Annotated in this window: 10 protein-coding genes; 6 read left to right on the top strand and 4 right to left on the bottom strand. The window is 51.9% G+C overall.

Features of this window, described 5'->3' with window-relative positions; genetic code table 11:
- The first annotated feature begins 144 nt into the window (after positions 1-144).
- Entirely contained in the window at positions 145-1,065 is a 921-nt protein-coding gene (locus HBA55_RS18365) for a LysR family transcriptional regulator (RefSeq protein WP_166994439.1), read from the top strand.
- On the opposite strand, the gene djlA is transcribed toward HBA55_RS18365, so the two are convergent.
- Positions 1,062-1,859 (bottom strand): co-chaperone DjlA, encoded by a 798-nt coding sequence (gene djlA / locus HBA55_RS18370; protein WP_166994441.1) that lies wholly within the window; start codon positions 1,857-1,859, stop codon positions 1,062-1,064. The genes HBA55_RS18365 and djlA overlap by 4 nt on opposite strands.
- A 310-nt stretch (positions 1,860-2,169) precedes the next feature.
- Here djlA and HBA55_RS18375 point away from each other — a divergent pair, with 310 nt between their 5' ends.
- The 4 genes from HBA55_RS18375 to HBA55_RS18390 all read left to right on the top strand — a co-directional run bounded on the left by HBA55_RS18375 (position 2,170) and on the right by HBA55_RS18390 (position 9,893).
- A complete protein-coding gene (locus HBA55_RS18375) occupies positions 2,170-2,799 on the top strand; it encodes a peptidoglycan L,D-endopeptidase MepK (RefSeq protein ID WP_166994443.1) in 630 nt (209 codons plus the stop codon).
- A gap of 222 nt (positions 2,800-3,021) precedes the next feature.
- Positions 3,022-5,421: a TonB-dependent receptor gene (locus tag HBA55_RS18380; protein WP_166994445.1), complete on the top strand. Its 2,400-nt coding sequence runs from the start codon at positions 3,022-3,024 to the stop codon at positions 5,419-5,421.
- Between the two features lie 229 nt (positions 5,422-5,650).
- Positions 5,651-7,744 carry a molybdopterin-containing oxidoreductase family protein gene (locus tag HBA55_RS18385; RefSeq protein ID WP_166994446.1) on the top strand — a complete coding sequence of 698 codons (2,094 nt, stop codon included), beginning with the start codon at positions 5,651-5,653 and terminating at the stop codon, positions 7,742-7,744.
- 13 nt (positions 7,745-7,757) lie between these two features.
- On the top strand, positions 7,758-9,893 hold the full coding sequence (locus HBA55_RS18390; protein WP_166994448.1) for an FAD-dependent oxidoreductase: 2,136 nt from the start codon (positions 7,758-7,760) through the stop codon (positions 9,891-9,893).
- On the opposite strand, the gene HBA55_RS18395 is transcribed toward HBA55_RS18390, so the two are convergent.
- Positions 9,890-11,209, bottom strand: a complete 1,320-nt coding sequence (locus HBA55_RS18395) for an MFS transporter (protein ID WP_166994450.1) — start codon at positions 11,207-11,209, stop codon at positions 9,890-9,892. The two genes, HBA55_RS18390 and HBA55_RS18395, sit on opposite strands and share 4 nt — an antisense overlap.
- Before the next feature lie 43 nt (positions 11,210-11,252).
- The gene (locus HBA55_RS18400) at positions 11,253-12,560 is read right to left on the bottom strand and encodes a spinster family MFS transporter (protein ID WP_166994452.1); all 1,308 of its coding nucleotides are present in this window, start codon (positions 12,558-12,560) and stop codon (positions 11,253-11,255) included.
- Between the two features lie 217 nt (positions 12,561-12,777).
- Between HBA55_RS18400 and HBA55_RS18405 the strand changes: the two genes are divergently transcribed.
- A complete protein-coding gene (locus tag HBA55_RS18405) occupies positions 12,778-14,442 on the top strand; it encodes an FAD-dependent monooxygenase (RefSeq protein WP_166994454.1) in 1,665 nt (554 codons plus the stop codon).
- 12 nt (positions 14,443-14,454) lie between these two features.
- Here HBA55_RS18405 and HBA55_RS18410 read toward each other — a convergent pair whose 3' ends face one another.
- Entirely contained in the window at positions 14,455-15,147 is a 693-nt protein-coding gene (locus tag HBA55_RS18410) for a Crp/Fnr family transcriptional regulator (RefSeq protein ID WP_166994456.1), read from the bottom strand.
- Positions 15,148-15,324 lie beyond the last annotated feature (177 nt).

Raw genomic sequence — 15,324 nt, forward strand, 5'->3', positions numbered from 1 at the left:
CCAGCGTACGCCTTTCCAGATTTGACGATAAGATGGCATAATCGCGAAACACTATTGCTGAATTTGCAAAAGCGAACTCGGCGAACCAAGCCACGTGAAACCAAGCCACGTGAAACCAAGCCACGTGAAAAAGTAGAGGCATCTTTGGATAAACTCGGCGCCATGCGCCATTTTTGCCGCATCAGCGAGATGGGCAGTTTTAGCGGAGTCGCCAGAGAGGCCCGGATTCCGGTTTCCAGCCTCTCGCGGGGCATCCAGGCCCTGGAAGCCGAACTGGGCACGGAGCTCCTTAAGCGCAGCACCCGCCACGTCGCCCTCACCGAGATTGGCCAGATATACCTGGAACATTGCCGCGATATTCTCTCCGCGGTGGACCGCGCGGAAAGCCAGATCGGCAGCTACCAGAGCTCACCCTCCGGTATTCTGCGCATCAGCTCCCTGCCCATGTACGCCGAAGTGCGATTATTGCCACTATTGGAAGAATTGCAGGCGTTATACCCGGAAATCACCCTGGACCTGGATTTGTCAGACCGGGTCACCGATCTGAGTCGTGACGGCGTAGACATTGCCTTCCGCGGTGGCGCACTGCCCGACGGCCGCGTGATTGCCCAGTACATCGACGACAACACCTCTGTACTCTGCGCATCCCCGGCGTATCTGGAACGATACGGCACTCCGACCCGGGCAGAAGAACTGGCCGGACACAAAGCCATTGTCTATCGCGCCCCGCAGCGGGTGCTCTACTGGCATCGAAAGATCGGAAAAGAATGGCAGCCAATCCCCATGGAAATCGCACTGATCAGCAACTCCGGCAATATTCTCAAGTGCGCACTGTTAAAGGGCAAAGGTATTGGCCTGTTCCCGCGTTGGACCATGGAACAGGAATTGGAGCGAGGTGAATTGCAGCTGTTGCCGATGGAGACGGAAGTGTCAGCCACCCAGGGGATGCGCTTGGGGATTTATATGTTATACCAGCGTTCTCAGTATGTGATTCCCAAGATCAACGTGGCGGTGGACTTCCTGAAGTCGCGACTTGGATCGGGAAGTCCTGTTCCTACCGTCTAGCCCGATTTTCGCTGTCTGCGGATCAGATCATAGGCTACCTGAATTTCCTTGGAGCGCTCGGTGGCCTCCTGGATCATATCTTCGGGCAGACCCTGGCCCATTAACTTGTCGGGATGGTACTGGCTCATGAGTTTTCGATAGGCCTTTTTCAGGTCCCGGTCACTGATTCCTGATTCCACCCCCAGCGCCTCGTAGGCCAGCTGCAGCTCATCGACCGCGGCTGGCCGCTGAGTCTGCCACTGCTGCCAGTGACCGCCAAACTGGTTCTGGGCATTGATCATGCGCATCAATTGTTCGAAGGCAGAGCCGGAATACCCCAAGCGTTCGCCCACCTGGCGCAGCAGTTGTTCCTCAGCCGCGTGTACCTGCCCATCGGCCAGTGCCAAATTGATCAGGTACACCAGCAGCATCTGTTTCAGGTTGGGGTGTCGGCCACAGTTACGCAGAAAACCGGAGAGCAGAGATTCCAGCTCCACGCCCTGGCGACTGCCCTGCTGAAACAGATCAATGGCACGGCGGCGGTGATCGGCACTGAGACCGAGCTTGTCCATCAGCTGCTCTGTCTGGGCGATCTCCTCCTCGGAGACGCGACCATCCACCTTGGCCATATGGCCCAACAGGGTGAACACCGTGGTGAAGAAGCTCTCCTGAGCCTCATGCAGCGCTTCACCGTTGAGTCCCAGAGAGGCGTTTCGCAGCCCCCGGTCGAACAGGTGTCCCAAGCCGAGCCCTATCAACAGGCCAATTGGACCGCCACTGAGAAAGCCCAGCAGGGCGCCGATTAATTTCCCCATATCTGTATTCCATAGTTGGTCAGCGCGCACTATAGCCTGTTCCGCGTTCGACGACGACGGCACAATACTGAAAACCGCGTCGTTGCTGACGGTGGTAACAATCAGACAGAAGCCAATTGACTATGCAGGCAAATACAAACAGGTCGGGCCCAGAGACAGGGACGTTTCGGCTCTGTGATGGGAAGGCGCTATGACATGCCAATGAGGTGTATACCGGCCAATGATCCCCCTCACCCCCCCAAACAGTGGATATTTCGTCCCACTTGAACAATAATTGAGCGCTTTGGTTCTTTTAGATATAAGTAGTGTTGTGAATAGATCAAAGCGAGCTTTCGTACGGGGCTGTCTTGGTGGCTTGGCAGCCCTCTCGTTACCGGGAATTGCCAGCGCCGCTAGCCGGAACAAACCCTTAAGTCGACAGTTGTCCATCTACAATGCCAACACCGGTGAACGCTGGTCCGGCGAGTATTGGCGCGCCGACCGTTGGAACGGCGTCTTTTGGGAGGGGGCCACCTACCATGCGGAGGGACTCGCCGGCCTCAACCATGTCCTGCGAGACCATCGCGACGATGAAGTCTTCGACATCAAACCGGCACTCTACGACGCACTGTTTGAATTGATTCACCGAACCGGTCACCGGGGCGATGTCATACTGCATTCCGGTTATCGCTCAAAGAAAACCAACGACATTCTCAAAAAGTACCTCACCGGCGTATCTCGCGACAGCCTGCATACCCAAGGGGTCGCACTCGACTTTAAACTCGACAACCAGGATTTGATGCAAACCTTTAAAGCTGCCCTGGATCTAAAAGCCGGGGGCGTGGGTTATTACCCGGAGAAGGACTTTCTGCACATTGATATCGGTAAAGTGCGCTACTGGTGGGACCAGTGGGACAATCAGGTAGTCTCACTGGTGAATAAGGCCAAGGGTGCCTCCTGAACTGTCAGATTCATTTCAGATCAATAACTTAGAGAACCGCGTTTGCGGTTCTCATAAAGCCTGTCTAACCTCTCAGTAGAACCTTGCTTTGCTCAAGGTGCCCCTCAAGATTAAAGAAAGCAATTTTAAAACAATGTAAGGCAAATGACATTCCCACGCCTTTTTCTTTGTCAGACTGGCTCTGGAAGCAAAACTCCAAAAGACAAGAGAGGAAGAGCCACAATGATAAAAACGTTATATAAAAAATCCTGCTTAGCGGCAGCTGTATCCAGTGCCGTTTTTACGGCATACAATCCTTCGGCGTTCGCCGAAACCACGGGATGGGAAATTGAAGAAGTTATCATTACTGCGCGCAAAAAGGAGGAAAGCCTTCAGGATATTCCAGTAACCGTTCAAGCTCTTGATGCTGACGCCCTGGAAGCTTACGCAACGCGAGAGTTTCACGACCTCAATGAGATGGTTTCCGGTCTGAGTTTATACAATACAGGATCAATATTTCCTAACGTCACCCTCCGAGGTATTCAAGGAGGCGCAACCAACCCGGCCGCTGACACCTCTACTTCGCTCGATATGGACGGTGTCCCGCACAGTACACCGCAATTACTCAGATTCAGCCTCTTCGACATTCAAACCGTGGAAGTTCTGAAAGGACCGCAAGCGCTGTATTTTGGAAAGAACTCTCCGGCAGGAGTTATCGCCGTCGGCACGAAAGACCCGACCGAAGAGTTCTTCAGTGAAATTCAAGTCGGCTACGAGGACACCGCTGAGAACGTGTTTGGTCATGTTATTCTATCCGGGCCTCTGAGCGAAAACTGGGGAGCCCGAATTGGCGTTCGTCATATGGACACCCAGGGAGACTTCAACAATATTTGGGGGAAGGGTGATCCAAGCGCGAATCAACCGCCACAAGACACCGGTACGCAGTTCGACGAAACGGTTATAGTCGGCACTCTGCAGGGTACATTCGAAGACAGCTCAGTCACTTTGAAAGCCTATAATGCTAAGCGCGAGGGCGGATACCATACTGTCAACCAATTAATCCATTGTGCTGAAGTGACACTCCGAGTTAACCCCTGGGACGATTGTAAACTCAGCGACAATTTCACTGTGGAAGGCTTTGTAAATAATAAGGTACTTGCCCCATCCCGATACGATGACGATGAACCCAGCCATTCCTATGAACTCAGCCAGTACACGCTGAAGATCGACCACGATCTCAACGACACTTGGTCCATTCGCAGTGTTACCGGCTACGTTGACATGGACAACCAATTTTTCGGCGGTACCTCTTCGACGCCGGCGGCTGACTTCTCCGCCACTTTTGGATTCGCAAGCGCGTTAACAACGGAGCAGCTTTCCCAGGAGTTCAGACTGTCCGGTGAGATCGGGGACGTCGATGTGATGGTCGGAGCCTACGCAGACGATCGAGAGGTTTCTAGCGCAGGTTCTGTCTGGATTCACCCGACCTTTAAAATCATTCCCGATTCCATAGCAACCGTTTACGGGGAATCCTGGTCGGTATTCTCACAGTTGAGTTACGGATTGACGGAAGACATCGAGCTTTCTATCGGCGCCCGTTATACCGAAGAAGAGCGTTCCATGGAAGGGGAAACCCAAGAGTCCTGTTGCTTCGTATCCCAGGGGGATTACCAGATTACCAACCCGGATCTGGAATACAGTAACTTATCACCTGAACTCTCACTGACATGGAATATGAGCGATGCGCTGACCCTCTATGGCAGCTACCGAGAGGGGTTTAAGTCTGGGGGATACGACGCCAGCTTACTGGATCTGGCACCCAGTGTGGACGGAGAGCCCGCTGCAATGGATTACGAAGAAGAGACCGTACGAGGTCTGGAATTTGGCGCAAAGATGATGCTGTTTGATAATAGCCTCAGATTAAACGCTGCTGCCTTTTTCTATGAGTATGAAGACTTGCAGCAGCCCACGGTATTCACCTTGGAAGACGGCACCGTCACCACCAGAACGATCAATGCGGCCGAAGCCGTGATTCGTGGTATTGAATTCGACGCACTGTGGCTCACTCCAATGGAAGGTTTAAGTGTGACCGGCAACGTCACGCTGTTGGACAATGAGTACAAGTCCTACATTTCCCAGTGTAATGAATATCAGAGGTTCATCGAGCCCGGCGATTGCAATGTGGATGTCGACAATGACCTGGCCACCGACGCCGGCGGATTGCTCACCGGCACAGGGATCGATGCACAAAACAGAGACGGACATCGACTTCGTAATGCTCCGGACTACTCTGGCAGCTTGGGCTTCAACTACGATAGATCGCTAACCGATGGGATTCGAATGAAGCTGAATATGATGGCCAGCTTTAGTGACGGTTACATGGCGGATCGACGGGATACTCCCTGGGGAGAGGCCGACGCGTACTGGACCCTGAATGCCGGGCTCGGTTTCTACAGCGAAGATAACGCCTGGTCCGTCGACATTATCACCAAGAATCTCACCGATGAGATTGTTTTGGTGAATTCCGGTGGAATTCCCCGCTCAGGCACTGAAGAAACGCCGGAATCGCAAGGGGGTGTCAGAAATTCACCTCGTCAAGTGATGATTCAATTTACCATGAGACCGGAGCTTCTGTTCAGATAATCCGGCAGCAGCATGGGAAAATCCTCCCATGCTGTGAGAGGTATTCACCTGACAACGGGTGAATACCTGTTCTACTGACTGATGGGGATTTTCAGATAATTTCCTGTCGTATCTCCGAAGCGAATCTTCCCTCATTTTCATGTCTATCCCCTGAGATACCGGGTAATCCTTGTCACTCTCTCAGCTCTGTAAACCCAGCGAACACAGTTAAATATTCTTGGAGTCGTAAATGAAAGAGGTTAAGACATTCTGCCGCATATGTGAGCCATCCTGCGCATTGGTTGCAGAAGTGGAAAATAGCGAAATTGTTTCAGTAAAGCCTGATCGGAACCACCCAATATCGAAGGGATTCGCCTGTCATAAAGGGCTGGCAACCCTGGACATTCACAGGGATACCGACAGACTATCTCATCCGTTATCAAAATCGTCTCAAGGCTTCGAGCGAGTCACATGGGACGAAGCCTCTGATGTGGCGCAGCGTCGACTGTCCGAAATAAGAAAAAAATACGGCAACGACGCCATCGCCAGTTTTGCAGGAAACCCTCTGGCGTTCAATACACTGGGGCAACCGGCGCTTATCGAGTTTCTGAAAAAAACTGGAATCACCAGAAACTTCAGCTCCGCCACGCAAGACTGCGCCAACAAATTCGCCTGTAGCGAAGCTATCTTTGGCTCAAACACAATCCACCCCATCCCCGATATTGAGCGAACCCATTTTTTGCTCGCTTTCGGCTGCAATCCAAGGGTATCGCACATGAGCTTTATGTCGATAGCCGACCCCTTAAAGAGCTTCAGAAACGCGAAGAAGCGCGGCGCCAAAATCCGTTTTGTTGATCCCAGAATCAATGAATCTTCTGCTGGAATAGGCGAAACCGTACTAGTAAACCCCGACACAGATGTTTACCTGATGGCCGCCATGCTGAATCACTTAGACGCCAAAAATAAATTTGATGAAGAATTTCTTAGCACCCATGGTAACAACGTTGAAGGGCTAAGACGATTTATTGCCAACTATCCTCCAGAACGGGTTGCCGCCGTCGTAGGTATAAGTAGGGAACAAATCATTGATCTTGCCGACGAATTCGCCGACGCCGAATCCGCAGCAGTCTATATGTCCACCGGTGTCAATATGGGTCGGCAGGGTACGTTGGCCTATTGGCTATTGTTTATGCTGAGTGCGGTTACAGGAAATTTCGATCAACCGGGAGGTAACTACTATTCCCGCGGGTTCTATCCCGCGGCCGGTGCCGGCAAGGCACGACAAGGGTTACCCTACTTCGACACTCCCTTCGGGGAAGTGCGGGATATTATGGGATTCCTACCCGGAAACTTAATGGCCGATATGATACTGGCCAAAGAGTCTCCGATAAAAGCCCTGGTGGTAACCGCCGGCAATCCATTGATTTCTGTGGGTGACAGTTCTCGGCTGCGAGAGGCATTCCAAAGCCTTGAGTTGTTGATCGTTATTGACCTTTATTCGTCGGAGACGGCAGAGCTGGCTGATCTGGTATTACCCGCAACGGACATGTACGAACGGCAAGACATCAATATTTGCGGACTGGGTATGCAAAACCGGCCCTACGTGCAATATACCGACATGGTGGTACCGCCGAAGTATGAAAGAAAACCTGAGTGGTGGATTTTCGCGAAACTTGCGCAGGCAATGGGGCTTGAATCAGTTCTCGATCACGATCTGTCTAGAATCTATCAAAGACCCAATTACATGCTGAGTAAATCAGGGTTATCGATTGAAAGTCTCGCTCAACGGCCAGACAAGACTGAGCTTCTGCCAAACCCCGGGCCTGGCATGTTTTTCGATGAATGGATTCAAACGGAATCCGGAAAAATCGACTGCTGCCCCGAGCTATTTCAGGAACCCATCGAAGCCTGTGAAGACTTGTTTCTATCAATGTCCCATGAGGTTGAAGATCAGTTGAAGCTGATTACACGTCGAACCAACTACATGATTAATAGTTGGTTTCACAATATACCTTCCTTAAAAAGGAAGAAACATTTGGATAATCCGTTATATATGAATCCGGATGATGCCGAGGCCAGACAGGTGCTGGAAGACAGTCTGGTTCGCATTTCGAGCCGACATGGCGAAATCGTCGCCAGAGTGTCGATCGATAGCGGCCTGAAACGTGGCACTGTCGCCATGACCCATGGATGGGGGCATACGTGCGCTAAAATGCAAGTTGCAAATAAATACCCTGGGGTGAATGTTAATGAGCTGCTGCCCTCGGGGCCCGGCAGCTACGAAAAAATAAGTAACCAATCATTTATGACCGGCATTCCCGTGAAAATCGAAGCCTGTGATTAAGGAATACGACAAGATGAGCATTAAACGATCGGCCATAGTGCTGACCATCGGAATACTAGTAATTTTGTTTTTCTCACTCGACATTAATCACTATCTCCACTTTGAAACTCTAAAAGCCAACCAAGTCAAACTGAACGATATCTTTACCCAAAACCCAGTAATAACGGGTGTCATCTTTTTTGTAGTCTATGTTGTCATCACCGGTCTCTCTCTGCCCGGTGCGGCCGTTATGACGATCGCTGCCGGAGCCATCTTTGGACTGACAACAGGTTTGGTTCTGGTTTCCTTTGCCAGCAGCATTGGGGCCACTCTTGCCTTTTTGGTCTCTCGATACCTTCTGCACGACGCAATCAATAGTCGATTTTCCAAACAGCTGGAGTCTGTCAACGAAGGAGTGCGGAAAGTCGGTGCATTTTATCTGTTTACACTGCGACTGGTCCCGCTATTCCCTTTCTTTGTCATCAACCTCGTTATGGCGTTGACGCCCATCCGTACCTTCACCTTTTACTGGGTAAGTCAGATCGGTATGCTGGCTGGTACAGCGGTATTTGTAAACGCAGGAACACAGCTCGCCAAGCTGGAATCCGCTGGAGGCATCCTGTCACCCACCATGATTCTGTCTTTGTCATTGTTAGGAATATTCCCGTTGTTGGCAAAATCGATTATCAACAAAATAAACCAATTTCGAATCTACAAAAGCCATCCCCGCCCTGACAATTTCTCAACCAATGTTGTTGTGATCGGAGCCGGAGCCGGAGGCTTGGTCAGTGCCTATATTGCCGCTGCGGTCAATGCCAAAGTAACACTGATCGAAAAGGAGAAAATGGGGGGTGATTGCCTCAACACCGGATGTGTGCCCTCCAAGGCGCTAGTACGGTCGGCCAAGTTTAAGGCCGGCATTGATGAATGCGAGAAATATGGCATTGCAAATGCTAGTGCGACGATTGACTTCAAGCAGGTCATGAGCAGAGTACGAAATGTCATTACCAACATTGAACCCCATGACTCCATCGAACGCTATACAGAATTGGGCGTGGACGTTATCCAGGGCGAAGCCAAAATTACGTCCCCTTATTGTGTTGACGTCAACGGAATTACATTAACCACCCGAAATATTATTGTTGCTACCGGCGGACGTCCTTTTGTGCCCCCTATCGAGGGACTGGAGAACATCGATTACCTGACATCAGACTCTATATGGGACCTGGAGGAACTGCCGCAACGCCTGGTCGTACTCGGGGGCGGACCAATTGGTTGCGAACTGGCACAGAGCTTCGCCCGGCTCGGAAGTCAGGTTTCACTGATCGAGATGCAGTCTGACGTCATGTTCAGGGAAGACAAAGAAGTCTCGGCATTGGTCAGGACCAGTCTGTTAAAGGACAATATTGCCATTCTTACTGGCACTGAAGTTATAAGAGTCGGTCACAACAGTGGTGCAAATTACGCGATCTGCCGCACATCGCAGGGACTTGAAGAAATCGGGTTCGACAAAATGTTGGTCGCAGTTGGCAGAGTGGCGAATACAAAGGGATTCGGGTTGGAAGAGCTCGGAATCCCCCTGAACCCGAATGGCACCATCGAAGTCAACGACTACCTGCAGACAAAATACCCCAATATCTATGCGGTCGGCGACGTTGCAGGCCCCTATCAGTTCACACACGCAGCGGCGCACCAGGCATGGTACGCTACCGTCAATTCGCTGTTCGGGTCACTATGGCGTTTTGGCGTGGACTATTCAGTGATACCGAGAGCCACCTTTGTCGACCCGGAAGTGGCTCGTGTCGGTTTAAATGAGAAAGAAGCCTCGGATGCTGGTGTCGAGTATGAACTCACTCGTTATGATATCTCCGACCTGGATCGAGCCATTGCGGACAGCGAGGCCGAAGGATTCGTGAAAGTGTTAACGGTTCCAGGAAAAGACAAAATTCTCGGGGTTAGCATCGTCGGTGCAAATGCGGCAGACATGATATCAGAATTCGTGCTGGCCATGCGGTACGGTATTGGGTTAAACAAGATTCTTGGAACCGTTCATATTTACCCGACGATGGCGGAAGCCAACAAGTACGCAGCAGGAGAGTGGAAAAAAGCCAACAAACCCACGCGAATACTGGCGTTGGCAGAGAGGTTTCATCGTTGGCGGCGGGGCTAATGACCCGCTGTATCGCCATAAATGTCTTCGCAACGTTTGCGATTCAGAGGAAACTGCCACATCGCCATGGTGACGATAAGTGCTAAAGCGGCCGGCAGAACCCCTACCATGGTTCGTATCACCCAGTGCGCAGAATCATCCATGCGAGCTGTAATCGGATCAAACCCGGCCACGGCCGCAATCAGATAGGTCACACCAACCCCCAGCCCCATGCCGAGTTTGAATGTTGTTGATAGAAATGCAAAATACAATCCGGTTTGGGCATCTCCAGAGCTCTGCCGGGTTTCATCCAGTACATCTGACATAATGGATCTGGGCAGCATTTGTGCGGCACCAATGGGTAAGCCGTAGAGCATGTAACAAGCCATAGCAAAATACAGAGAGCCGGCTGGAGCCTGGCTGGCGATAACAGCAACAATGGCCGTGCAGCATACGGCGATGGAGAGCAAGTCGTGCTTCTCCCATTTGCGGGCCAAGTGCAAAAACAGCGGTAAACCAATCACCGACATCACCAGTGTCAGCAGTTGCAAAATGGCCGCACGCCCCTGCAAGTTCAAGACGATTTCTACATAAAACACGATAATCGCGGTTTGTGTACCGAGTATCAAGCCTATGCACAGGTCCGCAAGAATCAGCCTGCGAAAGGATGGATTTGCGAACGCACCTTTTAGTGACGATAAAACTGACTCACCGGGCGCTTGCAGATGCCGATCCGGACGAGGTGCAAATAACCAGTTGATGATCAGCGCGATGGGCAACAACAGGAGTATGGCGAAACCCATGGCCCGAATCCTTAATAGCTGGACATCATCAGTATTGACAAAAAACTCAATCACGGCGGGTATCACCAACACAAGTACAGTGCCGGAGAGGTTAGCGATCTGTATCGCCCCCATCACCACTGAGCGTTCATGGTAGTTCCGGGCCACCTCACTGCCCCAACTGAATAGCCCGACACTCATTAACGTCCAGGCTGCGTAGAGTACCAGAATCCATATCATCAGCGTCGTCGGATCGCCCGGTGGCTCCGCGAAAAAGATGTTCCAGATGGCCAGACTGAGAGGAATAGCACCTAGCGTGATCCAGCCCTGTTTGGGAATAAATTTGCGGGTTTTGTCCATCAGCACGCCCGCAAAAGGATCAGTAACGACGTCGAACAAACGGCCCAAGGTGAATAGGGTACCGACCGTTGCCATGCCAAGCCCCATGTGCTCGGCATAATATGGCGGGATAAAAATGACCAGCGGCATCATCAGGGCAAACATCGGAACCCCAGGAGCACTGAGTGCCGCTAATGATCGTTTGTTTAATCCCATAGATCTTTCCTGTTGAAAAAGAAAGTATAGCTGGTCATACCGGTTAGAGCTCCCGAGCGCTTTCGCAGTCAGAGGTATAAGAACCACTGCTGAGGAAGAACGACAAACTCGCTACCGGTAAACCAATGGACACCAACACCAGTGCGGTCTGCAATCCCTCAGCGGAGCCTTCTGCACCAAACAGATCGCTCAATATGCCGATCAATGCGCCACCGACACCCCAGCCTAACAGACCCAGGGCCAGGGTTTTAATCGCAGTCGCGGTACCACGCATCTGAACCGGAGCGGCATTCTGTATCATGGAGTTATTAATGCCCATCATTGCCGCTCCCATCAGAGTCGCCAGCGCGTAGAAAACCAAAGATAGATAGTAACTATCAACAACGAGTGCGAAATAGATAAAAGGGAAGTTGAGCAACAATGTGACACTGATGATCCACGGGTGCCAGCGAAGATCCCGTTCGCCGAGCCTGTCCGCAATGTACGAAGAGACCAGCATACTGATCAGCATAAAAACGCCGATAATCGGTCCCAGCGTCGTGCCGACCTCACCCATGGACAGGTCAAACTTGCGCATATAGAACGCCGGTATCCATTGAATAATACCGTTAAAGGCAATGGCTTTTATCGCACCACCGGCCACCACAAAAACAAAGGACTTTGTCATCATCAATCGTTTCAGCGACGGCATAAACCCGATACCATTGCTCTGCTCGGTCAGGCCGTCCGCATGCCCGCGTTCAGGAGCACGAACGGTGTAGATCAACAAAGGCACCAGAATCAAACCGGGAATGCCGGCAATGATAAATGTCATTCTCCAGCCGACCGTATCCGCCAATACCCCGCCTGCGGCCAACGACAACGCCATACCGAGGGTAGTCCCGGACATACACAAGGCGATGGCAAACGAACGCCTTTTAACAGGCACTTTGTCCGAAATCAGAGAAAAAGCGGTTGGTGCGAAACCCGCCGTTCCACCGCCGACGCCCAATCTTGCCAACATCAGCTGCGCAAAGTTCTGCGCAAAACCACACAGGGTTGTCGCCAGGCTCCATACACCCAAACAGGCTGACAATACGGCTTTTCGCGGATACTGAGTGTCTGCCATCCGACCGATGGGCACCGCCATCAGCGCCTGAAAAATACCAAAGGTCAGGGCCAGCATACCGATCTGTGAATCCGTCAGGCTGAGATCAAGCTTGATCTCCTCCTGCAATATCGACAGTATTTGCCGATCCAGAATGTTAAATACCGATACCAGAAACATCAAAACCAAGAGATAATTTGGTGACTCGCTCAGTCTCGCCATCAATCCTTGGTTGCCGGACTCGACTAGTGCAGGTTTAGACATTGTGTTTTTACTCCAACAGAAATACCGCTGCTGCGGATATTTGTCCGATTAGTCAGTTGTTGGAAGTATGTCAATGAAAGAGATCCATGAATGTCATCTGCTTTGCATTGTTATCGGAAAAATCTTGGTAGATTGAGCTTATGGCCGAACTCCAAACTTTGACCATACAAAGCAATTTATCAATAGACTGAATTCTACAATCTGGGGATGACATAGAATGGCGACGACATCAGGCAATTCGAATACATCAGTGCTGATCGTAGGTGGGGGCCCGGTGGGGTTGAGCCTCGCGATCGAACTTTGTCGCTGGGGCATTAAACCCATCGTGGCTGAAAAGAGGCCCGCCGACGAGCTGATCTACCCGACCGCAAATCACCTCTCCGTTCGTGGTGGAGAAATACTTCGCCGCTGGGGGCTTGCCTCCAGGATACGGGAGACCGGTTTCGACCCCAACTGGGATGGCGGCGTTGGCGTGTTCACCCATGTAGGAGGACACGAACTCCGCCGTTATGTAAAAGAGTCCAATGGGGACAGTTATCGCCCTTCCTATTCGCCGGAAAGCGAAATGTGGCAACCGAAGCGATACGTCGACCCTGTACTACGCCAGGAAGCACTGGATCTGGGGGTAATCCTGCACTCACCCGCGCAGGTCACGTCGATTCACCAGGATGACACCGGTGTGACGGTGCAAGTCAAAGACTTGAACACAGAGCAGAGCGAGGAAATTCGCGCGGATTACGTGGTCGGTTGTGACGGCGCCAACAGCCTGGTTAGACACTCAATTGGCATGGAGCTTGAAGGCCTGCCACCGGAAGAACCCAAGATTGATTCCGTGTACTTCAGGTCAACGGGACTGGCCGGTCGCATACCCGCCCGGTGGCAGTATCGACTGCTCGGCAATGCATCAGGCCCACATGACTCCGGTTGGATGCTCGTGGCTATCGACGGCAACGAACTCTGGAGATTACACGGCCCTGGTGTGGTCGATCTGGAAAACGCCGAGCAAACCAAAGCAAACCTGCAAAGCATCGCCGGTTTTGATACGGACATCGACATCATCAGCATGGGTTCCTGGCAACTTCGACAGGCGCTGTGCCCGAGCTTCGGCAAGGGTCGTGTCTTCCTGGCCGGTGATGCCGCCGCGCGCGGAACCACTTTTGGTGGCCTGTGGATGAACCGTGGAATGGCGGATGCTCTGGATCTCGGATGGAAGCTGGCCGCAAGCATTCAGGGCTGGGGCGGCGCGAAGCTTCTTGACAGTTATACGATTGAACGGCGCGATGCCACACTGCAGCTACTGTTATTTCAGGGTGCCGATCTTTCCGGCCCGGAACCCGTTAAGGTGCTGGATCGCAAATTCGGACATGCAGATGCGGTTGTGAATCCTCCCCCGGCTCTTTGGGACGACGGCGAAGAAGGCGATACCATCCGTAACGCGGTTCGCGAGCACTTCGAATCCAATAACGCCAATACGTTTGACTTCTCAGCAGCGGACGTTGGCTACCGCTATGACGGATCGCCGATTATCGTCGATGATGGCAGCGAACTGCCCGAGGCTCAGGAGGGGGCCTATGTACAGTCCTCTAAACCTGGCGGGCGTGCACCTCATGCCTGGTTACCTGACGGCACCTCAACACTGGATTGGTTCAATCAGCACTTCACGCTCGTTAACCTGGGCGAACAAGACCCTCATACTCTATTAGAGGCCGCCCGGGAACGAGGCCTGCCGATCGAAGTCAAAAGTTCGGATGATTCACAATGTAGAGATCTCTATCAACAATCCTGTACCCTGGTGCGGCCCGATGGCTTCGTCGCCTGGAGGGGAGACATGCCGGACCTTGAAACCGCGTATCAAATTATCGATACCCTGCGTGGTGCGTGATTGATACTGCGATTATCGGCCTTCGGCAATTGACTCCAGTCGGGCCAAGTCATTAACAACCAAAGAGCGGTATTGGCTGCCGACAATACCCTCTTCTTCCCACGCTCTTAGAACCTTGTTGATGGATTGCCGGGTAGTACCGATAAGCTCGGCCAAGTCCTCTTGGGTACAGTCAAGCACGTGAGACTGGTCCATCGTTGCCTCGTCGACGCTTTTGTCTCTCATCAATAATCGACACAATCTTCCCGCGAGTCTGGCCTCCAAATCTTTGGTTGCCACCGATATCATGTAGTCATTCATCCAAATCAGCTTGTGACTGAAGTTCTGCAGCAAAACCTTATCGATCTCGGGATGCTTCTCGCGCATCTCATTAAAGCAAGCCGTACTCAAAAACCCCAAAAGCGTATCTCCCATCGCTTGAGCCGATTGTGCAAAGGGAGTATCCGTCAGCACATTCGCCTCCCCAAGCAGCACGCGAGGCGAAAAAATGTTGAGAGACACCTGCTTCCCATCCGAAGCGGTTACGTAGGCTTTGATCCGCCCCTCTTGCAGCTCATATATCCCTTCAGGGTGGCCGCCTTGCTGAAGCAGAATGTCTTTATCCTTCAGATGGAGGATTTTCATCTTTTTGCGTAGAGCTTGTTGCAGATGGGGTGGGAGCTTATCCATCCAGATGTGTCGGGCACGGGAAAAGTTGCCTATCATGGGTTACTCCACTCCTATCGATTCTATAGCCGACCTTGAATAGAATTATATCACGCCGACAGCGGCTGGTTACCTCGACGCCACTGGTCTTTCGTCCAGTAGGAATGTTCTTGGGGGCCATGCCCAGTGGAACACAGAGCATGGCCTGATTTAGGAAGGGGGAAAGTACTTATTACA

The organism is Pseudomaricurvus alkylphenolicus (assembly GCF_011683955.1).
Taxonomy (GTDB): domain Bacteria; phylum Pseudomonadota; class Gammaproteobacteria; order Pseudomonadales; family Cellvibrionaceae; genus Pseudomaricurvus; species Pseudomaricurvus alkylphenolicus.